Origin of the sequence: Mesorhizobium sp. WSM1293 (genome assembly GCF_000513875.1) — a bacterium.
In the GTDB taxonomy this organism is placed as follows: domain Bacteria; phylum Pseudomonadota; class Alphaproteobacteria; order Rhizobiales; family Rhizobiaceae; genus Mesorhizobium; species Mesorhizobium ciceri.
Genome location: NZ_KI911320.1, coordinates 168400 through 195297, shown reverse-complemented (window position 1 = coordinate 195297; position 26898 = coordinate 168400). Strand labels below are relative to the sequence as shown.

The 26898-nt window shown below is 63.6% G+C and carries 31 protein-coding genes; 19 read left to right on the top strand and 12 right to left on the bottom strand.

Going from position 1 to position 26898, the window contains the following annotated elements; genetic code table 11:
- Nucleotides 1-24: 24 nt before the first annotated feature.
- Together M729_RS0133570 and der are read left to right on the top strand one after the other, a co-directional pair.
- On the top strand, nucleotides 25-690 hold the full coding sequence (locus M729_RS0133570; RefSeq protein ID WP_013532849.1) for a tetratricopeptide repeat protein: 666 nt from the start codon (nucleotides 25-27) through the stop codon (nucleotides 688-690).
- On the top strand, nucleotides 687-2120 hold the full coding sequence (gene der / locus M729_RS0133565) for a ribosome biogenesis GTPase Der (RefSeq protein ID WP_013532848.1): 1434 nt from the start codon (nucleotides 687-689) through the stop codon (nucleotides 2118-2120). The genes M729_RS0133570 and der overlap by 4 nt, the downstream gene beginning before the upstream one ends.
- 32 nt (nucleotides 2121-2152) lie before the next feature.
- Here der and M729_RS0133560 read toward each other — a convergent pair whose 3' ends face one another.
- A complete protein-coding gene (locus M729_RS0133560; protein ID WP_013532847.1) occupies nucleotides 2153-3061 on the bottom strand; it encodes a LysR substrate-binding domain-containing protein in 909 nt (302 codons plus the stop codon).
- 119 nt (nucleotides 3062-3180) lie between these two features.
- On the opposite strand from M729_RS0133560, the gene M729_RS0133555 reads away from it, so the two are divergent.
- The 7 genes from M729_RS0133555 to M729_RS0133525 all read left to right on the top strand — a co-directional run bounded on the left by M729_RS0133555 (nucleotide 3181) and on the right by M729_RS0133525 (nucleotide 8754).
- Entirely contained in the window at nucleotides 3181-4470 is a 1290-nt protein-coding gene (locus M729_RS0133555; RefSeq protein ID WP_027164184.1) for an MFS transporter, read from the top strand.
- Nucleotides 4471-4614: 144 nt separating this feature from the next.
- Nucleotides 4615-5799, top strand: coding sequence for a cell wall hydrolase (locus tag M729_RS0133550; protein ID WP_013532845.1), 1185 nt, complete (start codon nucleotides 4615-4617; stop codon nucleotides 5797-5799).
- Between the two features lie 254 nt (nucleotides 5800-6053).
- Nucleotides 6054-6461 carry an AtpZ/AtpI family protein gene (locus M729_RS0133545; protein WP_013532844.1) on the top strand — a complete coding sequence of 136 codons (408 nt, stop codon included), beginning with the start codon at nucleotides 6054-6056 and terminating at the stop codon, nucleotides 6459-6461.
- Nucleotides 6462-6520: 59 nt separating this feature from the next.
- Nucleotides 6521-7279 (top strand): F0F1 ATP synthase subunit A, encoded by a 759-nt coding sequence (locus M729_RS0133540; RefSeq protein ID WP_013532843.1) that lies wholly within the window; start codon nucleotides 6521-6523, stop codon nucleotides 7277-7279.
- Between the two features lie 85 nt (nucleotides 7280-7364).
- The gene (locus tag M729_RS0133535) at nucleotides 7365-7589 is read left to right on the top strand and encodes a F0F1 ATP synthase subunit C (protein ID WP_006206606.1); all 225 of its coding nucleotides are present in this window, start codon (nucleotides 7365-7367) and stop codon (nucleotides 7587-7589) included.
- Nucleotides 7590-7652: 63 nt separating this feature from the next.
- A complete protein-coding gene (locus M729_RS0133530) occupies nucleotides 7653-8252 on the top strand; it encodes a F0F1 ATP synthase subunit B (protein ID WP_027164183.1) in 600 nt (199 codons plus the stop codon).
- Nucleotides 8253-8262: 10 nt separating this feature from the next.
- A complete protein-coding gene (locus M729_RS0133525) occupies nucleotides 8263-8754 on the top strand; it encodes a F0F1 ATP synthase subunit B (protein WP_013532841.1) in 492 nt (163 codons plus the stop codon).
- Between the two features lie 271 nt (nucleotides 8755-9025).
- On the opposite strand, the gene M729_RS0133520 is transcribed toward M729_RS0133525, so the two are convergent.
- Both M729_RS0133520 and M729_RS0133515 read right to left on the bottom strand, forming a co-directional pair.
- On the bottom strand, nucleotides 9026-9727 hold the full coding sequence (locus M729_RS0133520; protein ID WP_027164182.1) for a ribonuclease HII: 702 nt from the start codon (nucleotides 9725-9727) through the stop codon (nucleotides 9026-9028).
- A 152-nt stretch (nucleotides 9728-9879) separates the two neighbouring features.
- Nucleotides 9880-11034, bottom strand: a complete 1155-nt coding sequence (locus M729_RS0133515; RefSeq protein WP_023808673.1) for a PA0069 family radical SAM protein — start codon at nucleotides 11032-11034, stop codon at nucleotides 9880-9882.
- A 148-nt stretch (nucleotides 11035-11182) separates the two neighbouring features.
- On the opposite strand from M729_RS0133515, the gene M729_RS0133510 reads away from it, so the two are divergent.
- Together M729_RS0133510 and M729_RS0133505 are read left to right on the top strand one after the other, a co-directional pair.
- Nucleotides 11183-11707, top strand: a complete 525-nt coding sequence (locus M729_RS0133510) for a glycosyltransferase (protein WP_013532838.1) — start codon at nucleotides 11183-11185, stop codon at nucleotides 11705-11707.
- 143 nt (nucleotides 11708-11850) lie between these two features.
- Nucleotides 11851-12825, top strand: a complete 975-nt coding sequence (locus tag M729_RS0133505; RefSeq protein WP_013532837.1) for a hypothetical protein — start codon at nucleotides 11851-11853, stop codon at nucleotides 12823-12825.
- A gap of 20 nt (nucleotides 12826-12845) precedes the next feature.
- On the opposite strand, the gene moaB is transcribed toward M729_RS0133505, so the two are convergent.
- The 6 genes from moaB to M729_RS0133475 all read right to left on the bottom strand — a co-directional run bounded on the left by moaB (nucleotide 12846) and on the right by M729_RS0133475 (nucleotide 16543).
- Nucleotides 12846-13400 carry a molybdenum cofactor biosynthesis protein B gene (gene moaB / locus M729_RS0133500; protein WP_027164181.1) on the bottom strand — a complete coding sequence of 185 codons (555 nt, stop codon included), beginning with the start codon at nucleotides 13398-13400 and terminating at the stop codon, nucleotides 12846-12848.
- On the bottom strand, nucleotides 13387-14286 hold the full coding sequence (locus tag M729_RS0133495) for a 4-(cytidine 5'-diphospho)-2-C-methyl-D-erythritol kinase (RefSeq protein ID WP_027164180.1): 900 nt from the start codon (nucleotides 14284-14286) through the stop codon (nucleotides 13387-13389). The genes moaB and M729_RS0133495 overlap by 14 nt, the downstream gene beginning before the upstream one ends.
- A gap of 20 nt (nucleotides 14287-14306) precedes the next feature.
- Nucleotides 14307-14492 carry a membrane protein gene (locus tag M729_RS0133490; protein ID WP_027164179.1) on the bottom strand — a complete coding sequence of 62 codons (186 nt, stop codon included), beginning with the start codon at nucleotides 14490-14492 and terminating at the stop codon, nucleotides 14307-14309.
- An 83-nt stretch (nucleotides 14493-14575) separates the two neighbouring features.
- Nucleotides 14576-15439 carry a S49 family peptidase gene (locus M729_RS0133485; RefSeq protein WP_027164178.1) on the bottom strand — a complete coding sequence of 288 codons (864 nt, stop codon included), beginning with the start codon at nucleotides 15437-15439 and terminating at the stop codon, nucleotides 14576-14578.
- A gap of 79 nt (nucleotides 15440-15518) precedes the next feature.
- Entirely contained in the window at nucleotides 15519-16319 is an 801-nt protein-coding gene (locus M729_RS0133480) for a methyltransferase (RefSeq protein WP_024502640.1), read from the bottom strand.
- Nucleotides 16319-16543, bottom strand: coding sequence for a DUF2007 domain-containing protein (locus tag M729_RS0133475; protein WP_027164177.1), 225 nt, complete (start codon nucleotides 16541-16543; stop codon nucleotides 16319-16321). Before M729_RS0133475 ends, M729_RS0133480 begins: the two co-directional genes overlap by 1 nt.
- A 201-nt stretch (nucleotides 16544-16744) precedes the next feature.
- Here M729_RS0133475 and M729_RS0133470 point away from each other — a divergent pair, with 201 nt between their 5' ends.
- The 5 genes from M729_RS0133470 to M729_RS0133450 all read left to right on the top strand — a co-directional run bounded on the left by M729_RS0133470 (nucleotide 16745) and on the right by M729_RS0133450 (nucleotide 21709).
- Nucleotides 16745-17761 carry a polyprenyl synthetase family protein gene (locus M729_RS0133470; RefSeq protein ID WP_013532830.1) on the top strand — a complete coding sequence of 339 codons (1017 nt, stop codon included), beginning with the start codon at nucleotides 16745-16747 and terminating at the stop codon, nucleotides 17759-17761.
- 105 nt (nucleotides 17762-17866) lie between these two features.
- Entirely contained in the window at nucleotides 17867-18535 is a 669-nt protein-coding gene (locus tag M729_RS0133465) for a GntR family transcriptional regulator (protein WP_027164176.1), read from the top strand.
- Nucleotides 18536-18642: 107 nt separating this feature from the next.
- Entirely contained in the window at nucleotides 18643-19236 is a 594-nt protein-coding gene (locus M729_RS0133460) for a biotin transporter BioY (protein WP_027164175.1), read from the top strand.
- A complete protein-coding gene (locus M729_RS0133455) occupies nucleotides 19233-19676 on the top strand; it encodes a DUF1284 domain-containing protein (RefSeq protein ID WP_024502643.1) in 444 nt (147 codons plus the stop codon). The genes M729_RS0133460 and M729_RS0133455 overlap by 4 nt, the downstream gene beginning before the upstream one ends.
- 257 nt (nucleotides 19677-19933) lie before the next feature.
- A complete protein-coding gene (locus M729_RS0133450; RefSeq protein ID WP_013532826.1) occupies nucleotides 19934-21709 on the top strand; it encodes a tetratricopeptide repeat protein in 1776 nt (591 codons plus the stop codon).
- Nucleotides 21710-21790: 81 nt separating this feature from the next.
- On the opposite strand, the gene M729_RS0133445 is transcribed toward M729_RS0133450, so the two are convergent.
- The gene (locus tag M729_RS0133445; RefSeq protein ID WP_024502644.1) at nucleotides 21791-22252 is read right to left on the bottom strand and encodes a GNAT family N-acetyltransferase; all 462 of its coding nucleotides are present in this window, start codon (nucleotides 22250-22252) and stop codon (nucleotides 21791-21793) included.
- Nucleotides 22253-22470: 218 nt separating this feature from the next.
- Here M729_RS0133445 and M729_RS0133440 point away from each other — a divergent pair, with 218 nt between their 5' ends.
- Nucleotides 22471-23391: a glycine--tRNA ligase subunit alpha gene (locus tag M729_RS0133440; RefSeq protein WP_196815393.1), complete on the top strand. Its 921-nt coding sequence runs from the start codon at nucleotides 22471-22473 to the stop codon at nucleotides 23389-23391.
- A gap of 3 nt (nucleotides 23392-23394) precedes the next feature.
- Here the strand turns inward: M729_RS0133440 and M729_RS1000000138705 are convergent, their stop codons facing one another.
- Nucleotides 23395-23709, bottom strand: coding sequence for a hypothetical protein (locus M729_RS1000000138705; protein ID WP_156949366.1), 315 nt, complete (start codon nucleotides 23707-23709; stop codon nucleotides 23395-23397).
- A gap of 88 nt (nucleotides 23710-23797) precedes the next feature.
- Here M729_RS1000000138705 and glyS point away from each other — a divergent pair, with 88 nt between their 5' ends.
- Both glyS and M729_RS0133425 read left to right on the top strand, forming a co-directional pair.
- The gene (gene glyS / locus M729_RS0133430; RefSeq protein ID WP_027164174.1) at nucleotides 23798-25918 is read left to right on the top strand and encodes a glycine--tRNA ligase subunit beta; all 2121 of its coding nucleotides are present in this window, start codon (nucleotides 23798-23800) and stop codon (nucleotides 25916-25918) included.
- 109 nt (nucleotides 25919-26027) lie between these two features.
- Complete coding sequence (locus tag M729_RS0133425) at nucleotides 26028-26321, top strand: hypothetical protein (protein WP_027164173.1); 294 nt, start codon at nucleotides 26028-26030, stop codon at nucleotides 26319-26321.
- A 105-nt stretch (nucleotides 26322-26426) separates the two neighbouring features.
- Here M729_RS0133425 and M729_RS0133420 read toward each other — a convergent pair whose 3' ends face one another.
- Nucleotides 26427-26816, bottom strand: coding sequence for a hypothetical protein (locus tag M729_RS0133420; RefSeq protein WP_027164172.1), 390 nt, complete (start codon nucleotides 26814-26816; stop codon nucleotides 26427-26429).
- Between the last annotated feature and the right edge of the window lie 82 nt (nucleotides 26817-26898).

The window sequence follows — 26898 nt, the reverse complement described above, 5'->3', positions numbered from 1 at the left end:
ACCGGGCAGGAATGGTTTGATTTGATGTCCGACGACAGTTTTATCCGTGAAGTCAACGACGAGATCCGTCGCGAACAGGCGCAGGCGCTGTGGGACCGTTTTGGCCCAGCCCTGATTGTCGTTGCGATCCTCGTGGTGCTCGGCACCGCAGCCTTCGTCGGCTATCGCTATTGGGACGAGACGCGCGCCAACCGCTCGGGCGATGCGTTCTCGCAGGCGCTGAAGCTTGCCAATGACGGCAAGAACGATGAGGCGCTGACCGCGCTCGATCAGTTGGAGAAGGATGGCTACGGCGCCTATCCGCTGCTCGCCCGCATGCGCGGCGCGACCGTCAAGGCGAACAAGGGCGACGTTCCCGCCGCCGTCAAGGATTTCGACGAAGTCGCCGCCGACACGGCCATTCCCCAGAGCATTCGCGACATGGCGCGGCTGCGGGCAGCGCTGCTGCTCGTCGACCATGGCTCGTTCGCCGACGTGTCCAGCCGTGTCGAAGCGCTGACATCCGACACCAACACGCTGCGCCACACGGCGCGCGAGGCGCTCGGCCTTTCCGCCTGGAAGGAAGGCAAGACGCAGGACGCGCTGAAACTGTTCGACCAGATCGCCGCCGATGACGGCGCCCCGCGCAACACCCGCGAGCGCGCAACATTGATGTCCGAGCTGATCCGCGGGTCGGGCAGTGCGTCGTGACCTTCAAAGTCGCCATCATCGGCAGACCTAACGTCGGCAAATCGACTCTCTTCAATCGGCTGGTGGGAAGAAAGCTGGCGCTTGTCGACGACACGCCGGGCGTCACCCGCGACCGTCGCGTCCACGCCGCCAAGCTCTACGACCTGCATTTCGATGTCATCGACACCGCCGGCTTCGAGGACGCTGGTGCCTCGACCTTGCCCGGCCGCATGCGTGCGCAGACCGAGATCGCTATCCGCGAGGCCGACCTGATCTTCTTCACCATCGACGCCAAGTCCGGCCTTTTGCCTGATGACAGGACCTTCGCCGAGATCGTGCGCAAGTCCGGCAAGCCGGTCGTGCTGGTCGCCAACAAGGCCGAGGCGAAGGGCGCCCAGGGCGGTATGCTGGAAGCCTGGGAGCTCGGCCTTGGCGAGCCGATCCCGGTTTCGGCCGAGCATGGCCAGGGCATGCCCGATTTGCGCGACGCCGTGATCGGCGCGCTCGGCGAAGCGCGCGCCTTCGGCGAAGACGAAGATGGCGAAGACGAAGAGATCGCTGCCGGCGAGGTGCTGATCGGCGAGGATATCGCCGATCCGGATGCCGAGCACACCTATGACGACACCAAACCGATGCGCATCGCCGTCGTCGGCCGTCCCAATGCCGGCAAGTCGACGCTGATCAACGCGCTGATCGGCGAAGAACGGCTGCTCACCGGACCGGAAGCCGGCATCACCCGTGATTCGATCTCGGTCGATTGGGATTGGCATGGCCGCCGCCTGAAGCTGTTCGATACGGCCGGCATGCGCCGCAAGGCCAGGATTCACGAAAAGCTCGAAGTGATGTCGGTGCAGGACGGCCTGCGCGCCATCCGCTTCGCCGAGATCGTCATCATCGTGCTCGACGCCACCATTCCCTTCGAGAAGCAGGATCTGCAGATCGCCGACCTGATCATCAGGGAAGGGCGGGCGCCGGTGATCGCCTTCAACAAATGGGACCTGATCGACCATCCCCAGGAGCTTCTGGCCGAACTGCGCGAGAAGACGGAACGGCTTCTTCCCCAGGCGCGCGGCCTGCAGGCCGTACCTGTCTCCGGCGAGACCGGGCGCGGCCTCGACAAGCTGATGGATGCCGTCATCAGGACCCACAAGGTATGGAACAGCCGCGTCTCGACCGGCAAGCTCAACCGCTGGCTGGAAGGCATCCTGGCACACCATCCGCCGCCTGCCGTGGCAGGGCGCCGGCTGAAGGTCAAATACGTCACCCAGGCCAAGACCCGGCCGCCGGGTTTCGTTGTCCAGTGCTCGCGGCCCGATGCGATGCCGCAATCCTATGTCCGCTATCTCTCCAACAGCCTGCGCGAAGCCTTCGACATGCCCGGAGTGCCGATCCGCATCGCGCTGCGCACATCGGACAATCCGTTCGCCGGCAGGTCAAACAAGCGTAAATAAGCGGTCGGGCGCTGGATACCTGTTCCGGCTGTCTAAGCGACCTCCTTCAACCGCTCGTCCCGTGGCAGCGCCTGCAACGCCGCCTGCAGCAATATGTCGGCCAGCCGCGCTGCCACCGGATCCAGTTCAGCATCCTTCTGGTGCAGCACCAACGCCATTTTGGGCAATGCAGGCAGCCCGGCGATCTCCGGCGTCATCGCGCTGACGCTGGCCGGCAGGCCGATGTCGGTGCGGATTGTCAGCCCCAGCCCCGCCGCCACGGCTGCCCAGATGCCGCCAAGGCTCGGGCTGGAAAAGGCCATCCGCCATGACAGGCCGGCGCGGTCGAGCGTTTCGGTTGCCACCGTGCGCAGAAGGCATGGCGCTTCGAGCGCCACCAGCGGCAGCGGCTCACTGTTGCGCAGGCTGGTCTCGATACGCTTTGCCGGCCCGATCCAGCGCATCGGCACATCGGCGACATGCTGGCTGTAGGGCAGCGTTTCGCCGCAGTGCCAGGCGAGCGCGATATCGAGGCTGCCTGACAGGACCCTTTCGGCAAGGTCGTGGCTGCGTGCGATCCTGGCTTCGATCTTCACCTTGGGGTGCGCCCGGGCAAATCGGCCGAGCACGTCCGGCAGCACCGCCTCGCCGAAATCTTCCTGCAAGCCGAGCCGTACCCAGCCTTCCAGCTCGACACCGTGGATGGCGGATGCCGCCTCGTCGTTCAACTCGATTAGCCGGCGCGCATAGCCGAGCATGGTCTCGCCGGCCTCGGTCAAAGCGAGGCCCCGTCCTGATTTGCGGAAGATCGGCGTCGCCGCCTGTTCTTCCAGTTTCTTCAATTGCGCGCTGACCGCCGACGTCGACCGGCCAAGCCGGTCAGCGGCCTTGGCAAAGCTACCCAGCTCCATGCCGGTGACGAAACTGCGCAAGACGTCGAGGTCGAATGTCACGCGTCGCATGTTGGAAATCCCGATTTTCAGGATTGTAAGTTCAAAACTTCCTGATTTTCAGGATGAAATTATGGCGGTAGGGACAGATCGTCAAGGCCGGACCGCTGGCCAGCACGGGAAATGAAGTCATGTCCGCCATTGTCAATTGCACCGACCGGCAGCCGTCGGAACTTCTGGAAGATACCGGTTCCACCGGGAGGGTGTTCACGCCGGGCCATCGCTGGAAAGTCCTGGGCATCGGCGTTGCCGCCAATGCCGCCTTCTCGGCTACGTTCTCCGGCATCCCGGCGACGGCGGTCGTTCTTCGCCAGGGCTATCACCTAGGCAATGCCGAGCTCGGCCTGGCGCTCGGCCTTCTCGGGCTTGGGGTCGCGCTCAGCGAACTGCCCTGGGGTCTGCTCACCGATCGCTGGGGCGACCGCCGCGTGCTGTTGATCGGGCTCGGCGCGACGGCGGCGTGGCTCCTGGTCATGGCGATGCTGGTCGTGCCGACAAAGGCCGGTACTCCCGATGTCACGCTGCTCTCCGCGAGCCTATTCATCACCGGATTGCTCGGCGGCAGCGTCAACGGTTCGAGCGGCCGCGCCATCATGGGCTGGTTCCGGGAAAACGAGCGCGGCTTCGCCATGAGCATCAGGCAGACGGCGGTGCCGCTTGGCGGCGGCCTTGGCGCGCTCGTGCTGCCCTCGCTTGCGCTGGCTTTCGGTTTTGCCGCGGTGTTCGGGGTCCTGGCGGGTGCATCCGCTCTGTCTGCCCTGTTCGCCTGGCGCTGGCTGCACGAGCCGCCGACGGCGGGCGAGGGCTATCCCGCTTCGGCTGTGGCCGGACCGGCGCCGCTGCGCAATCGCGACGTCTGGCGTATCGCGACCGCCATCGGCCTGCTCTGCTTTCCGCAGGTGGCCGTGCTCACCTTCGCCTCCGTATTCCTGCACGACTTCGTTGGGTTGGGAACGGCGGCAATCGGTGCCAGCCTCGCCGCGGTGCAGATCGGCGCCATGGTCATGCGCATCTGGAGCGGCCGCTTCACCGACCGTTATGGCAACCGCCGCCAATTTCTTCGCCTGTGCAGCGCGTTCAGCGCCCTTGCCTTCGCCATGCTTTGGCTGCTGGTCCTGTTCGGCCCAACCAATCCGGGCGGCCAGCTCATCTGGTCGGCGGTTCTTCCGGTCGTGCTTATTGTCGCAGGCATCTCTGTCTCCGCCTGGCACGGCGTCGCCTACACCGAGCTTGCCACCCTTGCCGGCGCCGGCCATGTCGGAACCGCGCTCAGCCTTGCCAACACCTTTGTTTTCGTCGGCTTCTTCCTGGTGCCGGTGGCCATTCCGGGGCTCTTGCACCTCTGGTCCTGGTCCGGCGTCTGGCTGGCGGCCGCCATCTGCGCGCTGATCGCCCGGCCGATCTTCCTACGCCCGGCCTGAATGGTCGGCCGCAAAATCGCCCGACTTCGCAACCACGACCTCGGGCCGACCGGGAAAACCCGATCGAATCCGTTAACGTCCCATCAAGGTTAATGCATCATTTTGCTCTCCAGTGGGGTCTGTAGCGTTCCTGGAGAGAGTTCCGTGCATCGACGTGTGTTGAAGCGGCTGGTTGCCGCCGCCGGTGAGAGAAAACGTGGCTTTCTGGGTCCGCTCGTCATCGGTTTCGGCATCTGGATCGGCTTTCCGACCGTCGCCGCCTATCAGGACATGACGAGCCTCGTTTCCGGCCTCGAAGCATCGAGCACGCGCTGGAATTCCTATGTCGAGAAATCCGTTGCCGGCTCGACCCATGCGGCCGAGATGCCCTTTGTCGATTCCGATGTCACCGGCTCCATTTCCGGATCGGGCGTCCATCTGGCCGGTGTCGGCAACGTGTCGTTTCGCGGCAAGGGCGGCAAGGTCAGCGCCACGCCCGATGAGGACCGCGTGGTGCGCGCCGAGAAGAAAGGGCGCATCGTCCAGATGTCTCCCGTCGCACCGCCAAAGAACTTCAACGCCGGCTCGATCTTCGAGCGCACGTCCTCCTTGCTGCGGCCCAGCATGGACAGCGGCCTGAAAATGGCTTTCGCCAAGCCGCAGATCAAAGGCAAGGAAATCCAGATCGCCGCCGCATTCCATGTGCGCGAGGACAAGAAGCCGGATCCCGGCATGCCGGCCATGCTGGCGGCGCTGGTCAACAACGACCATCCGGATGTGCTGGCCACCGCCTATGCGCAATCCGAGCCGGACTATGCCAAGGCATCGCCCTTCGAGGCCCTGCTTCAGGACGAGCAGCCCAATGAGGGCCGCTTCATTCCGCCGATGGCCAAGGGCGATCATTCGTGGATCCAGAACCCGCTGCCGGCGAGTGTCTTCTCCAAGAAGGAGCAGGCATGCCTTGCCAACGGAATCTATTTCGAGGCTAGGAGCGAATCCGTGCGCGGCCAGGCCGCTGTCGCCCAGGTCATCCTCAACCGCGTCCGCAATCCGACCTATCCGAATTCGATCTGCGGCGTCGTCTACCAGAACGACAGCTGGTTCAACCGTTGCCAGTTCTCCTTCGCCTGCGACGGCAGGAAGAAGCGCATCGATAGCCCAGCCGCCTACAAGACCGCCCAGGAGATCGCCATGGCCGTCACCGCCGGCAAGATCTTCATTCCGGAAGTCGGATCGTCGACCCACTACTATGCCCAATATGTCCATCCCGGCTGGGCGCGCACGATGCAGAAGATGACCAAGATCGGCCTGCATATCTTCTATCGGACCTATGGCGGCGGCTGGAGCTGAGTGCGGAGCAGCCGCTGATCCTTGATGTGGCGCGCAGCCGATCAAAGAGCCATTGCGCGGGGGATTCGCGCCATGCATCCTCGTCATCCTGGCGGGCACGATGTCGCACCTTTGTAATTCATTGATTTCATTGCCTAAAATACATGGCAATGAACTTCCGCCCGTGGCTTGACGGGCGCAAACCCTCTAACTATGTTGCCGGCGACTTTAGAAGCGGACGGACGGTGACGGTCTGACCGGGCAGGGGGGTTGCGATGGCCGACAAGAATGGGCCAGACGGAACCGGAGAAACCGGCCGCGGCAATCAGCATGAACCCGACATCCGCGACGACGATCTTGAGCGCCGCCGCCGTGACCTTGAAGCTTCGCTTGCGACAAGGCGGCCGGGCCGGCTCGAGGGGAAAGACGACGCGAAAGCGGGCAGTGTGGCCGGTTATGGTCAGGCGCTCAAACTCTCCAGCGAGTTTATCGCCGGGGTGGTGGTGGGTGCCGGCATCGGCTGGGTCATCGACCGTTTGGCGGGGACATCGCCATGGGGTCTGATCGTGTTTCTGCTGCTTGGTTTTGGCGCCGGAGTGCTCAATGTGATGCGTTCCGCCGGCGTCGTGGCAGAATTTGGACAGGGCGATAAATCGCGCCGTGGCCAAGACGACAAGAAATGACCGCGCACCATGTGCGGTAATGGTAACGAGGCCGTACGCGGCATTGACGGGGTTTGAACGTGGCAGCTGACAAGGTCGATCCGATCCACCAGTTCCATATCAACAAGCTGATTCCGATCGACATCGGCGGCTATGACCTGTCTTTCACCAATTCGGCGCTGTTCATGGTCGCAACCGTGATCGTCGCGGCTGGATTCCTGTTTCTCACGACGTCGAGCCGCAGCCTGGTTCCCGGGCGGCTTCAGTCGGTCTCCGAGATGGCGTACGAGTTTGTCGGCAACATGTTGCGCGACGCCGCCGGCACGCAGGGCATGAAGTTCTTCCCTCTCGTGTTCTCGCTGTTCATGTTCGTGCTCGTCGCCAATCTGCTTGGCCTGTTCCCCTATTTCTTCACCGTCACCAGCCACATCATCGTCACCTTCGGCCTTGCCGTGCTGGTGATCGCAACCGTGGTCGTCTACGGCTTCATGAAGCATGGTCTTGGCTTCCTGAAACTGTTCGTGCCGCACGGCGTGCCGGTCTTCCTGCTGCCTCTCGTGGTGCTGATCGAAGTGATCTCCTTCGTGTCGCGCCCGGTCAGCCTCTCGGTTCGTCTGTTCGCCAACATGCTCGCCGGCCACATCACGCTGAAGGTGTTCTCCGGCTTCGTCGTCAGCCTGAGCGCGCTCGGCGCGGTTGGCGTCGCCGGCTCGATCCTGCCTCTGGCGATGGCGGTGGCGCTGACGGCACTGGAACTGCTGGTCGCCTTCCTGCAGGCCTACGTCTTTGCCGTGTTGACCTGCATGTATCTCAACGACGCCCTGCATCCAGGGCACTAGGTCCAAAAGTTTCCGGCCCAAAGATTTCCAACATTGGCGCCGGATGGAATCGCAACGGAATTTTAGATCCAAAGGAGTTGAACAAATGGACGCAGAAGCAGCAAAGTACATCGGCGCCGGCATCGCTTGCCTGGGCATGGGTGGCGCGGGCATTGGCCTCGGCAACATCTTCGGCAGCTACCTGGCGGGCGCACTGCGCAACCCGTCGGCCGCCGATGGCCAGTTCGGCCGTCTGATCTTCGGCTTTGCCGTGACCGAAGCTCTGGGCATCTTCTCGCTTCTCATCGCGCTTCTGGCCCTGTTCGGCTGAGCACTCGGGAAGATTGGACAGGCCGGCCGCGCAAGCGGCGGGCCTGAATTTCGGGGATAGTCCATGTTCGTGACATCTGCCTTTGCGCAAGAGTCCGCGCCATCAGCCGATACCAGCCACGCTGCGACGGAAGGCGACACGCATTCCGGCACCAGCGTGCCTGCTGAAGCGCATGGCACGTTTCCGCCATTCGATCCGGCGACGTTCCCGTCGCAGCTTCTGTGGCTGGCGATCACCTTCGGGCTGTTCTATCTCTTCCTGAAGCGGGTGGTGATGCCGCGCGTCGGCGGCATCATCGATGTCCGCAACGATCGCATCACGCAGGACCTCGACCAGGCGGCCAAGTTGAAGGGCGAGGCCGACGCCGCCGTTGCTGCCTACGAGCAGGAACTGGCGGAAGCCAAGACCAAGGCCAACGCGATCGGCCAGCAGGCCAACGACGCTGCCAAGGCCGAGGCCGACACCGCTCGCAAGAAGATCGAGGCCGCGCTCGACGCGAAGCTTGGCGAAGCCGAAGCCCGCATTTCTTCCATCAAGGCCAATGCCATGAAGGAAGTCGGCAGCATCGCCGAGGACACCGCTTCGGCGATCGTCGAGGCTCTGGTTGGCGGCAAGGCCAGCAAGGCCGAGATCGCGGCCGCGGTCAAATCCGTGGCCCGGTGAGGAGCGCATCATGGATTACACATCTCTCGCGACGCTCTGGGCCACGATAGCCCTGATCATCTTCCTCGGCGTTGCCGTCTACATCAAGGTGCCTGGCATGATCGCCAAGGCGCTCGACGCCCGTGCCGCCAGGATCAGCAATGAACTGGACGAAGCGCGCCGGCTGCGCGAGGAGGCCCAGCAGCTGCTCGGCCAGTACCAGCGCAAGCGCAAGGAAGCCGAGCAGGAGGCCGCCGACATCGTCGCTGCCGCCAAGCGCGAAGCCGACATGCTTGCCGCCGACGCGCATAAGAAGACCGAGGACTATGTCGTCAGGCGCACCGCGCTTGCCGAACAGAAGATCGGTCAGGCCGAGCGTGATGCCATCAGCGAAGTGCGCGCCAGCGCCGTCGACATCGCCGTCGAGGCAGCACGCGCGCTGCTTGCCGGCAAGATCGACGCCAAGGCCGGTGCAGATCTGTTCAAGGCTTCGCTCGCGGACGTGAAGTCGAAGCTGAATTAGGCGGTTCGTCTAGCCAGTCATCGAAAGCCGCCCGGGCAACCCGGCGGCTTTTTTGTTGCGGCGCTGAAGCTGCCGATCTCCCCTCTCGTGGGGGAGATGCCCGGCAGGGCAGAGGGGGGCGTGAACGAACGCTAACCTTTGTTGTCCTACGGTCTATCGGGACAAGCCTGAGGGCATAACTGCAATCGATTGAGAAGCCGGCGGGACAGCGCCCCCCTCTGTCCTACCGGACATCTCCCCCACAAGGGGGAGAGTGGCTTGTCGTCGTCGCTCAATCCAGCCCGGCGAAGCTCTCTTCTTCCACCACGTCCACCTCGGCCCCACCCAGCCGGAATGGCGCAAACGACACGCGGTGCAGCCGCGCCACCGGGCCATGCGCTTCGATCGCGGTGCGATGGCGAACCGTGGCGTAGCCCATATGGACTTCGAACCCGTAGCGGTCGTGATGGTTGCCGCAGCCGCACATCATGCGATCGCGCATCACCTTGGCGACGATCGAGGCGGCGGCGATCGACTGCGAACGCTGGTCGCCCTTGATCAGCGCGCGCCCTTCACAAGGCAGTCCCGGCGGCACGTCGCGTCCATCGGCAAGCGCAAGCTTCGGCCGGACCGACAGCCCTACCAGCGCGCGCCGCATGGCTTCCAGGCTTGCCTTGAGGATGTTGCTGCCGTCGATGCCCTCGGCGCTGATGGAGGCCATCGAGACCGCCTGTGCGGAGCCGAGAATGCGCAGGAACAGGGCCTCACGCTGCAAATGGCTGAGGCGTTTGGAATCGTCGAGGCCGTCGGGAATGTTGGCGGGATCGAGCACCACCGCTGCGGCGACCACCGGCCCGGCCAGGGGGCCGCGGCCTGCCTCGTCCATCCCGGCGACCGGCCACAGGCCCTCCGCCATCGCCTTCGTCTCGAAGGAGAAGTCGGGCTTCTCGATGATCTCAAAGAGAGGCGGAGAATCAGAACGCGCGCGAGCCATGTTGCGGCGAGGTTCGCATCGGCTCCGATTCTCCGCAAGTCCCTCCGGGTCGGGTGGGGCGCCGGACCGGGAGGGCACCGTCTGCAGGCCGGGGCAGGCCGGACGGGATTCTTGGTGCGCGACGGATCAAACCATCGCGACGAATTGTCTCTTCAAAGCAGCGTCAGTTGCACCTGGTCTTTCCCGGCGGCAACGAACTGATCGGTCCGCAGCGTGCGCCGTTCGGCATTGAGACCAAGCCGCTTGGCTGTGATCTCGAAGCGCCGGCCGATCTGCCAGGCATAGGGACCGGCGCCCTTCATGCGCTTGCCCCATTCCGAATCGTAGTCCTTGCCGTCACGCATGGAGCGGACAAGCGACATCACATGGCGGTAACGGTCGGGATAATGGCGCAGCAGCCAGTCCTTGAAGATCGGGCTGACCTCCAGCGGCAGCCGCAGGATCACATAACCCGCCTCGCGCGCGCCGGCCGCACGTGCCGAATCGAGGATGCGTTCCATCTCCGGATCGGTCAGGCCCGGAATGATCGGAGCCACCATGACCGACGCCGGAATGCCGGCATCCGAAAGCTGCCGGATCGCTTCCAGCCGCTTGGTCGGCGTCGACGCGCGCGGCTCCATGGTGCGCGCCAGCATGCGGTCGAGCGTCGTCACCGACAGCGCCACCTTGGCGAGCCCTCGTTCGGCCATGCGCGACAGGATATCGATATCGCGCGTCACCAGGGCGGACTTTGTCACGATGCCGACCGGATGGCCGCGCGCTTCCAGCACTTCGAGGATTTCGCGCATGATCCGGTATTGCTTCTCGATCGGCTGGTAGGGGTCGGTGTTGGTGCCGATGGCGATGGTGCGCGGCTGATAGCTGTCCTTCGAAAGCTCCTTGTCGAGCAAGCGCGCCGCATCAGGTTTGGCGAACAGCTTCGATTCGAAATCCAGACCCGGCGACAGGCCCATGAACGCGTGCGTCGGGCGGGCAAAGCAATAGACGCAGCCATGCTCGCAGCCGCGATAAGGGTTGATGGAACGGTCGAAGGAAATGTCGGGCGATTCGTTGCGGGTGATGATGGTGCGCGGCTTCTCGACCTGCACTTCGGTCTTGAAGGGGGGCAGTTCTTCCAGCGAATTCCAGCCATCGTCGAACACGTGCCGGCTGACTGGCTCGAATCGGCCGGACGGGTTGATGCCGGCCGACCTGCCGCGGTTGCGGTCCGGGCGGACACGCATGCCGCTCTGCTCGACCATCGCATTGGCCATCTCGGCTCTTCCTGCTCCGAAAGCTGCAATGTCGGCGCGCACGATCTGTTCCATTTTCGCCCGCTCCCAGGGACTGTTCGTGTTGTGTCGAATCGCTCTGTTCATGAAATTATTCCTATTTCATCGACGAGAACAAAGCAAGAACTTTCTATGTGCGATGCAAAACTGGCGCTGTGCGGCGCTTTCCGCTATTCGGCTAAGGATGCTCAGTGTTCTCATCGAAACCCGCAATGACGAGGAGGGCCTCGCCCGCACGCTCGCCTCGCTGATTGGCGGCGCGGTCGAAGGCGTGGTGCGTGAAGTTATCGTCTGCGACACAGGCTCCACCGACCAGACGCATCGTGTGGCCGAGCATGCCGGCTGTCAGTACGTGACCGGCGGTGTCGCTGCCGGCATCCGCCAGGCAAAGGGGGATTGGTTGCTGCTCCTGGAACCGGGCGCGCGGTTGGTGGAGGGCTGGATCGATGAGGTTGTCGCGCATACGGCCAGGCAGACCATGGCCGCACGATTTTCGCGCACGCGGGCCAGCCGCACGCCATTCCTGGCACGGGTCTTTTCGGGAAACCGCGCCCTGGCCGACGGATTGCTGATCAGCAAGCGTCAGGCGGCGGCCGCGGCCAAGAGTGCCGGCAGTGCTGAGGCCATCGCCCGCGGCCTCGCAACGAAGCGGCTCGACGCCGAGATCTGGATGGCGCCCGCCAAGCAGGAACGCCGCTCCTCGACATGATTTTTTGCAGCTGCTCAGGCCATTGTGCATTGCACAAAATCTGACGCGGGGTTAGCTTCCGTTCAAGCGGGAATTGGGTTTGGGACATGCCGAGTGGCGAGCACCGATGCGGCATCGGTGGTGCTCTCATAGCCGAGGACCCAATGAAGCTTTCAACCCCCGACACATCCGGCGCGGCCAGTCTCGAGGCTATTGCACGCGACGGCAGTCTGTTGCGACGCATCGCGGTGCGCATTCCGACCTATCTCAAGGACCTGCGCGAAAACCCCGCCTGGCTGCCGATGTTCGTGCTGGCGCGCACAATGCCTGGACGCCGCATGCATTGGCTGGGCGCAAAACGCGCCCGCCCGGTCGCCAATGCCGGGGATACGATGTTTGCCGGTGTCGAACGGGGAGCGGTCGTCGATGCGTTGCGCTCCGACGGGCTGTTCTCAGGCTTGGTCCTGCCGCCTGATATCCATGAAGAGATCGCCGACTTCGCCGGGCGCACGCCTTGCTTCGGCAATTTCGACCGCCGTCTCGAATTCATGCCGGGGGAACATGCCGAGGCCGAGAAACGCCTTGGCCGCTCGCTGCTCAGCGGGCATTTTTTCGAGCGCATCCTCGACTGCCCGGCGGCGCTTGCCATCCAGCGCGATCCGCTGCTTCTGGATATTGCCGCGCACTATCTCGGCGGCCAGGCAAAACTGATCACGACGCGCGTCTGGTGGAGTTTTCCAACCGGTGCCGCTTCGGACGCCGACAAGAACCTCGCCTCGCTCGGCAAGTATCATTTCGACCTCGATGATTGGCGCATGCTGAAATTCTTCTTCTACCTCAAGCCGGTCGACGCCGACACCGGTCCGCATGTCTATGTCAGGGGCAGCCACAAGCGCCGCAGCCTCAAGCACCAGCTCACGCTTCTGGTTGGCCACCCCGCGCAACAGGTGCTGGATGTCTATGGCGAGCAGAGCCCGGTGACGCTGACCGGCGAGGCCGGTCTCGGTTTCGTCGAGGACCCTTTTGGCTTCCATATGGGCACCGTGCCGGCACGCACGCCCCGACTGATGATGGAAGTCGGCTTCGGCGTGTCGCCGCCGTCGCGCCGGCGGTTTCATGGCGAGCCGGTCATCCGCTGAGAGCGACGCTTGCCTCGGCTTTACGGAGCTGATTTGCCGCGCCGCAAATGCTCGTCCAGGCGCGGCATGATCTCGACGAAGTTGCACGGCATATGCCGGTAGTCGAGCTGTGCCTTCAGGATGCCGTCCCACGCGTCCTTGCAGGCGCCTGGCGAACCCGGCAGCACGAAGACGAAGGTGGCGTTGACGACGCCGCCGGTCGCCCGGCTCTGGATCGTCGAGGTGCCGATCTTGTCGTAGGAGATCCGGTGGAACACTTCCGAAAAGCCATCCATGCGCTTTTCGAAGATCGGCTCCAGTGCGTCCGGCGTCACGTCACGGCCGGTGAAACCGGTGCCGCCGGTGGTGATGACGACATCGATATTCTTGTCCCGCGACCACGCCAGAACCGTGTCGCGGATTTTTTCCCGATCGTCGGTGACGATATCGCGGGCCGCCAGCATATGGCCGGCCTCGGTGATGCGGTCGGCCAGCGTCTGGCCGGATTTGTCGTCGGCGAGGCTGCGCGTATCTGAAATCGTCAGCACCGCGATGCGCACGGGAATGAAGGAGCGGCTCTCGTCAATTCTGGCCATCCGATACCTCCGATGCGATGCTGCGCGTCGCCGCGACGAACCAGTCGGGCTGGCGGCCGCGGATTTCGGCGGCGGCGCGCTTGGCGACATTGCCGGTCTCGAACAGGCCGAAGCAGGTGGCGCCGGACCCGGACATCCGTGAAAAACCGGATCCGGCCTTGTTCAGCCAGGAAAGCGCCCTGCCGATAGCCGGCTGCATCGCCAGCGCGGCGGGCTCGAGATCGTTGCGGGTGATCTCCAGCCAGTTGCGCAGGCTATGAAAATCGATGCTGCGCGGCAGCGGCGGCAAGGCCTCATTGTCGCGCCGGGAAAGCGCCGCAAAGACGTCCGCCGTCGAGACCGGGGTGCCCGGATTGACCAGCACCAGGCCAAGCGCCGAAAAATCCGGCACCATCGACAGTTCATCTCCGATGCCGCGCGCGACCAGCGGCTTTGCCGCCAGGCACATCGGCACATCGGCGCCGAGCGAAATGCCGATCCGCGCCAGCTCTGCGCCGTCGATATCCAGGCCCCATGTCTCCACCAGCCCGCGCAGCACGGTCGCCGCGTCGCTCGAACCGCCGCCGACGCCGGAGGCGACCGGCAGGTTCTTTTCCAGCCGGATAGCGACCGGCGGTGTTCTCTCGTGCCCGACCGCCTGTCGCAGGGCATCGCGCGCCCTAGGCACCAGATTGCTGGCGTCGAGAGGAACGGCCGGGGCGTAGCGGCCGGACACGGTAAATTCATCGATGTCGGCGGGCGCGATTGCGATCCTGTCGCCAAACCGCGTGAACACCGCCAGGCTTTCGATCCGATGATAGCCGTCAGGGCGCCTGCCGGTGACATGCAGCGCAAGATTGATCTTGGCGTGCGCGTGCCAGCTACGCGACCCGATGTCGGTGTCCACAATGGTCTGCGAAATGGTGCTCAGTCCTTGGCCAGCCGGTACTCGCCGGTCTTCGGATCCTTGACCAAAGTGCCCATCGCGCCGTTGGCCGTCTGCTTTTCGGTACGCCGCACCTTGGCGGTCACGCGTTCGGCTTCGCGGATGAAGGTGCGGTAGCCGAAATAGGCGGCGACGCCAACGACGGTGAAGAAAATGATCTGCGGCATACCAAAACTCCTCCCACGCTGGGCCGGCGAAGGTGGCCGGTCGGGTCGGTTAAGCTCTCATGCTAGACGCTTTTGCCGGGTTTTCAAAGCTCGAAGCGAGACCACAATGCGCGCTCTTCCGCCGCATCGATCAGGCCGCTGGCGGCAGCGCCTGCGATCTCGGGCGCTGAAAAGCCCTTGCTTGAGCCAAACAGGCCGAAGCGGCTGAGGAAACCGCGCGGTGTCGTGATCAGCCTGAGCTGGGTTTTCGCCCCGAAACGGGTCTTGAGCACCGTACGCATGTCGCCGAGCGCATCGACCAGGCCGAGTTCAAGGCCCTTGATGCCGGTCCAGAACAGGCCGGTGAACAGGTCCGGGTCGTCTTTCAGTTTCGCGCCGCGCCGCTCCTTGACGAGGTCGATGAACGTGCCGTGCACCTCGAGCTGCAGCGCCTTCAGCCGCTCGACATCTTCCTTTTTCTCGGGCTTGAACGGGTCGAGCACCGCCTTGTTCTGGCCGGCGGTGTGGACGCGTCGCTCGATGCCGATCTTCTTCATCAGTTCCGGGAAGCCGAACGAAGCCGAGACCACGCCGATCGACCCGACGATGGAGGATGGGTCGGCGAAGATCTCATCACCGGCAACCGCGATCATGTAGCCACCCGACGCCGCCACGTCTTCGACGAAGACCAGCACCTTTCTGTTCTTTTCCGTGGCCAGGTCACGGATGCGCTTGAAGATCAGCCGCGACTGCACCGGCGAGCCGCCGGGCGAATTGATCGAGATGGCGACTGCCGGGGCGTCGTAGGAAAACGCCTTCTCAATGAGGCCAGCGGTGGAGGCCAGCGACAGGCTCGGCCGGAACTGGCCACCGCCTGCCATGATGGTGCCGTGCAGCCGGATGACCGGAATGGTGACGACGGTGGAGCGCCAGGATTTCGGCAGCAGGCGGTTGATAAGGCGTTTCACGAGGGCGCGGTCTCCGGTCGATAGGTTGCAGGCATGTAGGGATTTCCCGGCCAACGGCAATGTGGCCAGGCAGAATAGCTCAATCTCCGAACAGCGAGGCGAGGCCGTTGGTAATCATTTCGCTGCGCTCGTCAGGGCCGTTGCCTGATTGCGCGTGCAGCATCAGGGGCGGGCGGATGGCAAGCTTTCCCCGTGTCCCGAGCGCTGCCCGCACAACGATGCGGATTGCCGCGGCGTCTGGGCGAGGGTGGACGGCGAGCATTTCGGCATCGCCGAAGCGCCCTGCGATCGCATCGAGAATGGCGCCGAGCTGTTCGGGGCGGGCGATGACGGCAAGCCCGCCGCGCGGCCTGACAACCGCCGCCGCACTGCGGATCCAGCTCTCGAACACCCCGTCCTCCATGACATGGGCCTCTTTTCTGAGGCGATCGGGGGAGGCGCGGTCCCGGGGGGCGTTGAAGGGCGGGTTCATGATGACGAAGTCGAAATCATTGTCGGCGAGGCCGGCGGCCGCCCGCGCCCGGCCCGATACGGTGACATCGGCGACCAGCACGGAGGCGCGATCGCTCAGATGGGCATTGCCGGGATGGGCAAGGGTGGCTGCCGCGAAGGCCGCCATTTCCGGCGCGCGTTCGACAAGCACCGCCTCGGCGGCCGGGCAGCGCGACAGCACCGCCAGGCCGGCGGCCCCGGCACCGGCACCGAAATCGGCGAGACGACCGGCAAGGGAGGACGGCACGGAGGCCGCCAGCATCATCGCATCCATGCCGGCGCGATGACCGCCTTGCTTGGGCTGCACCAGCCAGAACCGGCCGCGATGGAAAGCGTCGACCGTATGGGCCGGCGTGTCCGGGACAAGGGCGGCGGGCGCGGCGGACATTATCTTCCGCGGATTTCGTTGGCGATGCCGGCATCCCTGAGGATGCGCCGTGCCGCGTCGGCCTGGTCGGCGTCGACCATGACGCGCTTCTGCAAAAGACCGATCGACCCTTCGAGAATGCTCATATTCTGGTCGGCGACAAAGCAGGCAATGCCGGCGTCGCGCATCAGCGATTCGACAAAGGAAATGATCACGGCATCGTTGGTGCGGACTAGTTCTATCATCGTATGAAACTCGCAGTTTGCGCTATTGATGTAAACGGGCAGGGGATTCCGGGGCAGAGCCGTTCCCTTGGGGGTCGTTGACATTCTGTCGCCGCCGCCGCGCCAATTCGCCACTTGCCGTGCCCATGTCCGCCGCCCTAGAGTCCATACAGGGACTAAGGGTGCCGTCGCACGCTCTATACCAAGACGGGAGTGATTGTCGTGGGTGTCGTTCTCAACATCGAAAACGGGAAGCGGGAGCCCGCCTCCATCAAGGATCTGATCGATCTGACTGCCGCCGATATGGGGCGCGTCAATGAATTGATCCTGTCCAAGGCCGGCTCCGACGTCGAGATGATCCCGGAGGTCGCCAACCATCTGATCTCGTCCGGCGGCAAACGGCTGCGGCCGATGCTGACGCTGGCCGCAGCCCAGATGTTCGGCTATGCCGGCGAGGGCCACGTCAAGCTCGCCACCTCCGTCGAATTCATGCACACCGCGACGCTTCTGCACGACGATGTCGTCGACGAGAGCGGCATGCGCCGCGGCAAGAAGACCGCCCGCATGATCTGGGGTAACCAGGCAAGCGTGCTGGTCGGCGACTTCCTGCTCGGCCAGGCTTTCCGCATGATGGTCGATGTCGGCTCGCTCGAAGCGCTCGATATCCTGTCGAGTGCGGCCTCGATCATCGCCGAGGGCGAGGTCATGCAGCTTGCCGCCGCCAAGAACCTCGAAACCACCGAGGACGAGCATTTCGCCGTCATCAAGGCCAAGACCGCCGCACTTTTTTCGGCTGCTGCCGAGGTCGGCCCGGTTATTGCCCAGGCGACGCGCAACGATCGCGCCGCGCTGCGCTCCTATGGCATGAATCTCGGCCTGGCCTTCCAGCTGATCGACGACGCGCTGGACTATGGCGGCACCAGCAAGGATCTGGGCAAGAACGTCGGCGACGATTTCCGCGAGGGCAAGGTGACGCTTCCGGTCATTCTCGCCTATCGGCGCGGCACCAAGGCCGAGCGCACCTTCTGGAAGCGCGCCATCGAGGACAATGTCGCCGATGACGCCGGCCTGGAAAAGGCGACCGGCCTGATGACCCGCCACGGCGCCATTGCCGACACGATCGGACGCGCGCGCCATTTCGGCGAGATTGCCCGCGACGCACTGGCGCCGCTCGAAGCGACGCCGCAGAAATCGGCGCTGATCGACGTCATCGATTTCTGCATCAGCCGGGTCAACTAAAGGCTGGTCTTTCGCGACGCTACCTCTGGCCTGCGCTAAGAGGAAGTTTAGGAATTCGGTCCCGCCGTCTCGACAAGCCGCCCTGCCGCAAATTATCTATAAAACATGGCAAAGGGCACAGACGACACCATCGCGGTGCGCATCAGCAAGGTTCTGGCGGACCGCATCATCTCCGGTGCGATCGAGCCGGGGGCCAGGCTTCGGCAGGATCATATCGCCGAGGAATTCCAAACCAGCCATGTTCCGGTGCGCGAGGCCTTCCGCCGCCTCGAGGCGCAAGGGCTGGCCATCGGCGAGCCGCGCCGCGGCGTGCGTGTCGCGTCTTTCGATCTGGGCGAGGTCAAGGAAGTCGCCGAAATGCGCGCCGCCCTTGAAGTGCTGGCGCTGCGCCACGCCGCGCCGCATCTGACATCGGCCATTCTCGATCTCGCCGAGGAGGCGACCAAGGCCGGCGACAAGTCCCGCGATGTCAGGTCGTGGGAGGAAGCCAACCGCGCCTTCCACCGCTTGATCCTCGCGCCATGCGGCATGCCGCGCCTGCTCGCGACCATCGACGATCTGCACGCGGCAAGCGCCCGTTTCCTGTTCGCGGCATGGCGCTCGGAGTGGGAGACACGCACCGATCAGGACCATCGCGCGATCCTCGCCGCCTTGCGGCAGGGAAACACCGAATCGGCGGCCGTCACACTGGGGCGGCACGTCCAATGGATTGGCCGCAAGCCGGTCAGGACGGCTTCCGGAACGACGCGCGAAGCCTTCGCCATCGTAGGTTAGACGGCCTCGGCCAAAGCCAGGGCTTGCAATCTCCAGGGAAGTGTGGATTCGATAATAGATCGAAAACAGAAATTATCTATAATTTGAAATCGATCGAAGGAATCCCAATGACAGACGTCGCATTCTCACCCAGCAAGCCGTCGTTCAGTCCGCTCCGGCTTCAGGATCGTTCCCTTGCCTGGCAGGTCGGAGCCGTCGTGCTCGGCACCCTGTTCCTGACGCTGTCATCCTACGTCGAAGTGCCGATGGTGCCGGTCCCGGTGACGATGCAGACCTTCGCCGTGACATTGGTCGGCGCGCTCTATGGCTGGCGGCTTGGCGCGCTCACCATCGCCGCCTGGTTGGTCGAGGGCGCTGTAGGCTTTCCCGTTCTGTCCGGAGGGGCAGCGGGTGCGGCGCATTTCGTCGGGCCGACGGCTGGCTATCTCTTCGCCTTCCCGCTTGTCGGCGCCCTCGTCGGCTGGCTGGCCGAACGCGGCTGGAACGGCAACAGAGTGGTGCTGGCATTTGTCGCCATGCTGCTTGGCAATCTTGCCTGCCTCGTGCTGGGCACAGCATGGCTTGCCGTCATGATTGGAGCCGAACAGGCCGTTACCTTCGGCTTCCTGCCGTTCATCGTCGGCGGCTTGCTCAAGTCGGCGCTGGGTGCCGCGACCCTCATGGCGCTTCGCGGCGGCAAGGCCAAGCCGGTCAATCCGTGACGATCAGGCTGCGCGCCCACCACCTCCTTTGCCTGCTCACCTATGTGGGCAAGGGATACAGCCCCGCCTTCACCGCCAATTATGATCGCGTAGCGGAGCGCCTGAGCCGGGGCGAGGACATCCTCCTCGTTTCCGGCCCGGACGATGTCTGCGCCCCGTTGCTTGATGAGCTGGAACCGCACTGCCTCAACGAGAGTGTCGTCGAGCGGGACCGGCTCGCCACGCAGGATGTGGGCGAGTTGCTGGCGCGGCCAATCCGCGTCGGCGCCCGTCTTGATCTCGATGCTGCGATGCTGGGCCGGATGCGGCAGGCCTTTTCGGCTGGCCGTGTACGCAAGGCCTGCGGCGGCTGCGAATGGAACGAACTGTGCAGCACGATAGCGGCCGGCGGCTACGGCGACACGCTGGTGCAGCGGTCTGCCTCGCCAGGCGAGGGCTGATATTGGCCCGACCCTTCGCGGTCGAAGCGGAGCCTCAGCGGTCGAATCTGTGATATATTCGGCGCCGCGTAGGGCCATGGCCGAAATCCCAAGAGCGGAAACTGGTGCCTGTCGCCATGATTTGTTAATCGGGTGCCCGGATTGTGAATTCGAGGCGGATTGAAGCGCGACCCCAAAAAGGCCATGCTTTGCCTGGAAAGATCGAGTCTACGCCGATCCCGCTGACGCGGAGATGGCGCCTGGCTGAAAGGGATACGATGCGGCAAGGACGTGCGCGCTGGCTGACAAGGCTGGCAATTGTGACAGGCATGGCGATCTCGGCTTTGCCGGCCTATGCCAAGCAAACCACCGAACCGGTCAAGATCACGTCGTTTTCGGGCGCCTATCTGGCAGCCCGGATCGCCGAAGGCGATAACGACCTCGACAGCGCCATCGCCTACTACAAGCAAGCATTGGCCTTCGATCCGAGCGACACCGGCCTGCAGCAGAGCCTGATGCTGTCGCTGATCGCGCAAGGGCGCTTCGACGAATCCCTGGTCTATGCCGACAAGCTCAAGGAAGTGCCTGACGTCGAGCGTTTCTCGCGACTGGCACTCGCCGTCGATTCCTTCCACAAGAAGGATTTCACCAAGGCGCAGTACTGGCTCAAGCTGTCGCTGGAATCCGATCTCGACCGGCTGATCTCCGGGGTGATGTCCGGCTGGGCGCAGCAAGGCGCCGGCGAGCCTGCCGATGCGATGGCGTCCATCGACAAGCTGCAGGGGCCGGATTGGTTCGGCCTGTTCAAGTCGTTCCACCGCGCCCTGATCGCTGATGCATCCGGCATGCCCGAAAAGGCCGAGGCCATCTATGCCGCGACCATGCAGGATACCGCCGCCGGTGGTGCCGCTCCCGAAACCTGGATGCGCAATGCCCAGGCCTACGCCTCGTTCCTGGCCCGCAAGGGCGACAAGACCAAGGCGCTGTCGGTGCTCGACCAGGCCGAGGCGTTTTCGCCTGGCAAGCTGGAAATCGTCGCCTTGCGCGACCGAATTGCAAAAGGCGACAAGATTGCGCCCCTGGTGGCCGGCCCATCCGATGGCGCCTCCGAAATCCTGCTCGACCTCGCCACCGCGCTCAACCGTGGCGGCGGCGAGCCGTTCGTGCGCCTCTATCTGCAATATGCGCTTGCTTTGAAGCCTGACAGCGACGCTGCCCTTGTGCAACTCGCTGCCGTGTCCGAGCAATTGAAGGACGGCGAAGGCGCCATCGCGCTCTATCGCCGGATTCCCGCCGGTTCGCCGCTGAAGGAGCTTTCGGACCTGCAACTCGGCCTCAACCTTGCCGATCTCGACCGTCACGAAGAAGCGATCACTCATCTGAAGGCTTTCGTCGACGCCCATCCCAATGACATGCGCGCCTATCTGGCGCTCGGTGGCGTCTATTCCTCGAAGGAGGATTTCCGTTCGGCCGCCACACTCTACGACAAGGCTGTCGAGGCGCTGAAGACGCCGACCGCAGCCAACTGGAACATCTTCTACCAGCGCGGCATCGCCTATGAGCGCCTGAAGGAATGGCCCAAGGCCGAGCCGAACTTCCGCAAGGCGCTGGAACTGTTCCCCGACCAGCCGCAGGTGCTGAATTATCTCGGCTATTCCTGGGTCGACATGAACATGAATCTCAAGGAAGGGCTGGCGATGATTCAGAAGGCCGTCGACCTCAGGCCGAGCGACGGTTACATCGTCGATTCGCTGGGTTGGGCCTATTTCCGCCTCGGCAGGTTCGATGACGCGGTGCGCGAAATGGAACGCGCCGTGTCGCTGAAGCCGGAAGATCCGGTTCTCAACGACCACCTGGGCGATGCGTACTGGCGCGTCGGCCGCAAGCTGGAAGCCACCTTCCAGTGGAACCAGGCTCGCGACCTGAAGCCGGATCCCGATGTGCTGGCCAACTTGCAGCAGAAGCTGATGAAGGGCCTGCCGCCGATCGAATCCAACACGGCGCAGGAGACCCCGAAGGTCAAGCCGGAGCCGGTGCCCGCCCCGAAGGGATGAAGTCAGCCATTTGAATTCAACGCAAACGGGGCTCTTTTCAGGGTCCCGTTTTCGTTTGAACCGCGTATTCGGCTGGCTGCCTCAGAAGAGCTTGCGATAGACGACAAAGCCGGAGTGTTCGGCGACCTTGTCGTAAAGCTTCATTGCCGTGTGATTGGTCTCATGCGTCAGCCAGTATACCCGGCCTGAGCCGGCCGCCTGGGCACGCTCGTAGACGCCCTCGATCAGCGCCCGTCCGATGCCTTTGCCACGCGATGCCTGCGTGGTGAAAAGGTCCTGCAGATAGCAATTGGGCGCGATCGCCGTGGTGCTGCGATGGAAGAGATAATGCACGAGGCCGAGAAGCCGTCCCTCGCTTTCGGCCACCAGCGCGTGGACCGGCTCATAGGCATCGAAGAAACGCGACCATGTCATCTGGGTAATCTCACCCGGCAGGGCCGTTTCGCCCGAGCGGCCATAAAATGCATTGTAGCCGTCCCACAGCGGCAGCCATTGCTCGAAATCCTGTCGCGCAACGGGGCGGATGACGATCGGGCTGGGCATGGCTGGAACCTGTTGTCGTTGCTGCACAGGCGAACAGAGCGCAGGCCCGAGAGATGGGCAATGGGCCAGCCCCTGCAAAGCTTTCAACATTGTCCATAATGTCGGCGCGACCGCATCGTCGTGCTTTGCTTGACGCTTCGCCGCCGTGTCTCTAGGACGTGCCGGCAAGCTAGCCTGTGCTGTCGAGGCCACCCGTGACAATTGAAATCCCCGCCCATATGCATCCCAGCCGCTCGTTCCAGGGGCTGATCCTGACCTTGCACAACTATTGGGCGGCCTACGGCTGCGTCATCCTGCAACCCTACGACATGGAAGTCGGCGCCGGCACCTTTCATCCGGCAACGACGCTGCGCGCGCTCGGCCCAAAACGCTGGAACGCTGCCTATGTCCAGCCCTCGCGCCGCCCCAAGGACGGGCGTTATGGCGAGAACCCGAACCGGCTGCAGCATTATTACCAGTACCAGGTGATCCTGAAGCCGAACCCGCCCAACTTGCAGGAACTCTATCTCGGCTCGCTGGCAGCGATCGGCGTCGATCCGCTGCTGCACGACATCCGCTTCGTCGAGGACGATTGGGAAAGCCCGACGCTGGGCGCCTGGGGTCTCGGCTGGGAATGCTGGTGCGACGGCATGGAAGTCTCGCAGTTCACCTACTTCCAGCAGGTCTGCGGCATCGAATGCGCGCCGGTGGCCGGCGAACTCACCTACGGGCTGGAGCGGCTGGCCATGTATGTGCAGGGCGTCGACAATGTCTACGAGCTCAATTTCAACGGCCGAGAAGGCGCCGACAAGGTCACCTATGGCGATGTCTTCCTGCAGGCCGAGCAGGAATATTCGCGCCACAATTTCGAACACGCCAACACGGCGATGCTTCTGCGCCACTTCGAGGACGCCGAGACCGAATGCAAGGCGCTGCTCGATGCCGGCGCGCCGGCATCGAACGACAATCTGCCGATGCACCGCATGGTTTTCCCGGCCTATGATCAGTGCATCAAGGCCAGCCATGTCTTCAACCTGCTTGACGCGCGCGGCGTGATTTCGGTCACCGAACGACAGAGCTACATCCTGCGGGTGCGCAATCTGGCGAAGGCCTGCGGTGAGGCGTTTTTGAAGACGCAGGCGGGTGGCCTGGCGGCCTGAGTCTCAGGCCCGCTTCATCATCTCGAAGGAAGCTTTGATCGGCAGTATGTTCTGGCTGCTGGCACCGTCGATTGTGCGCAATGCCTGTCGAACGCCCGGCATCGAGAAGGCACCGTGAGCCTGCGCGGTGAAGCAGGCGCCGAGTGCGAGGATCTGCAGAAGTCTGGATGCCGTTTTCATGGTCGTTGAGCCAAATGTTCCCTGCCTGAGCGTGGGTCGCTTCAGCGCTGCGTTCGGTTCATGGAAATCTTTGATCCAAGGACGGGTGGCGCGGTCTCGTCCCGACAGGGCGGCCAAAATTTCTGGAAACGGGCGCAAATCGGCGATCCCCGTGCGGAAAGGGTGACAGCGGCCAGCCGAGTTGCTATGCCCCCGCCCGGACCATTTTGCCGCGTGAGCCCCATCCATGCCTGACCTGCTTCTAGAACTCCGCTCGGAAGAGATTCCCGCCCGCATGCAGCGCAAGGCGGCTGGCGATCTCAGGAAGATGCTGACTGACGGCCTGGTCGAGGCGGGGCTGACCTATGAGGCGGCGCGCGAGTACTGGACGCCGCGGCGGCTGACCCTCGACATCAGGGGTCTCACCGCGCGCTCGAAGGATATAAACGAAGAGATCAAGGGGCCTTCGACATCGGCGCCCGAACAGGCGGTCCAGGGCTTCCTGCGCAAGGCCGGACTTTCCTCGATCGCCGAGGCGCATGTCCATTCCGATCCGAAGAAGGGCGATTTTTATGTCGCCCACATTTCGAAGCCGGGCAGGGCGGCCGAACAGATCATCGCGGACCTGGTGCCTGATATCATCCGCAATTTCCCGTGGCCGAAATCGATGCGCTGGGGGCCGGCCTCGGCCAAGCCCGGTTCATTGCGCTGGGTGCGCCCGCTGCAATCGATCCTGTGCACCTTCGGCCCGGAGACCGAGGAGCCTGTCGTGGTCGATTTCGAGATCGACGGCATCCGCTCCGGCAACATCACCTATGGCCACCGTTTTCATGCGCCTGATGCGATCACGGTGCGCCGCTTCGACGACTATGTTTCCAAACTGGAAGCGGCCAAGGTCGTGCTCGATGCCGACCGCCGCAAGGAGATCATCCTTGCCGATGCCCGCAATCTCGCCTTCGCCAACGGGCTTGATCTGGTCGAGGACGAAGGGTTGCTGGAGGAGGTGTCCGGACTGGTCGAATGGCCTGTCGTGCTGATGGGCGAGTTCGAGGAGGCATTCCTCGCCATTCCAGCCGAGGTGATACGACTGACCATCCGCGCCAACCAGAAGTGCTTTGTGACGCGGCCGCAGGGTGTCGACGACGCGCTTTCCAATCGCTTCATTCTAACCGCCAACATCGAAGCCAGGGATGGCGGCAAGGAGATCGCCCACGGCAACGGCAAGGTGGTGCGCGCCCGCCTGTCCGACGCGCTTTATTTCTGGACGACCGACCAGGGCGATTTGCCTGACCTGGCTGAGCTCGAGGCATCGGCGGAAAAATTCGGGCTTGATCTCAAGAAGCCGCTCGACCAGCGCATGGCCCGCCTCGACCATCTCGGCGTGACTTTCCACGCCAAGCTCGGCACGCAGGGCGAACGGGTGGAGCGGATCAAGCGATTGGCGGAAGAACTGGCTCCGATCATCGGCGCCGATCCCGCACTCGCGCGCCGCGCTGCCGTCTTGGCCAAGGCAGATCTCACCACTGAAGTCGTCGGCGAGTTCCCGGAACTGCAAGGCGCCATGGGCCGCAAATATGCGCTGCTTCAGGGCGAGCACGCATCGGTCGCCGCTGCAGCGGAGGAACACTACAAGCCGCAAGGCCCGTCCGATCGCGTATCGAGCGATCCGGTTTCGATTACAGTGGCGCTTGCCGATAAGCTCGATACGCTGGTCGGTTTCTGGGCAATCGACGAAAAGCCGACTGGGTCGAAGGATCCCTATGCGCTGCGTAGAGCGGCGCTGGGTGTGGTTAGAATATTGGTCGAGAATGATATTCGACTGGCGCTGGCAGCCATCGTCGGGAAAGCGTCTGACCTTCTGTCCTTCTTCCACGACCGCCTGAAAGTCTACCTCCGCGATCAGGGCGCCCGACACGATCTCATCGATGCCGTCATCACGCCGCAGTCCGACGACCTCTTGCAGATCGTCCGCCGCGTCGAGGCGCTCGGCTCCTTCCTCGACACCGAGGACGGCAAGAACCTGCTCGCCGGCACCAAGCGCGCTGCCAACATTCTGGCTGCCGAGGAGAAAAAGAAAACGGCGGTCGCCGAAACCGTTGAGCCGGCGCTGTTTCGCGCGGATACCGAGAAATCGCTGTTTGCGGCGGTGAACCAGGCTGAGAAGCAAGCCGGCGAAGCGATTCAAAACGATGATTTTTCCGGCGCCTTGCTGGCGCTTAGCGTGTTGCGCGAGCCGGTTGATTCATTCTTTGAGCATGTTCTTGTAAACGATGAGGATCAGGCGGTGCGTGCCAACCGCCTGGCGCTGCTCGCCCGCATCCGCGCGGCCACCGGTCAGGTCGCGGATTTCTCCAGGATCGCAGGTTAAGGCGAAGAAAATATTCTTTGCTACCGGCCGTTCGAGCCGGCTTACAGTCATATGGCGATGATCTCTCCGTGGCAAAAGGGACATGTTCCCCAACCCCACGGAGGCTTCCATGAATTCCGATCACGACATCGAAGTGACAGAAGAAACCCCGGCTCCCGCCGAGGCGCTTGAATCCGCTTCCGAAACCATTCTCGATCATGCCGCCGCCGCAGCGATCGAAGCCGCTGACCTGTCTGATGACGACGAAGACGGCGACGATGAAGAAGGCGAAGAGTCCACTGAAGCTGCCACGCTCTCGGATGACGACGAAGATGAAGACGAGGACGAAGACGACGCCGAGGACAGCGTGAAGGCTGAAGGCGACGAGTCCGAAGACGACGACGACAAGGAAGAAGCGGCCTGATCTTTTCGGCCGCCGAGTCTATCGATGGCAAGGCGGCGCCGAGGCGCCGCCTTTTCCTATCAGCCGTCCCCGAAGCCGACTGTCAGCCGCCCCGGCGACGGCCCGTCAGTTCTCGAGAATGCTGACGCGCACGCTGTTTTCGTAGACGTCGACCTGGATCAGCGGTTCGCCATTGAGGATGGCGCGCTTGGTCGAGGAACTCATCGCGCCGCCGCGTTCCAGCATGCGCTGCAGGTCGGCGCGCTGGTCGTTGGTCCTGAACCAGCCATCAGCCTCGTCGTCGCTGTCACGGCGGTGGAACTTGTGCCAGTTGGCGCGGTCCTGCCGCACCATCTGCGCGGCATTGTCCAGCGCATAGCCGTCACTCGCCTGATGGTCGCGATCGGAAATGCGCGCGACATAGGATCCCAGCATGTCGTCGGCATGAGCCGCGACGACGCCAAGCAGTGACGCCAGCAATAAGCCTGCTCCGGTTACGATTCCAGATTTTCTCATGGACCCCCCTTTACCCCTAGTGATGAAATCCCGTCTGCCAGAAATGCCTGGAACGGGGACTGCCTGGCAATGGTGCGCCGGG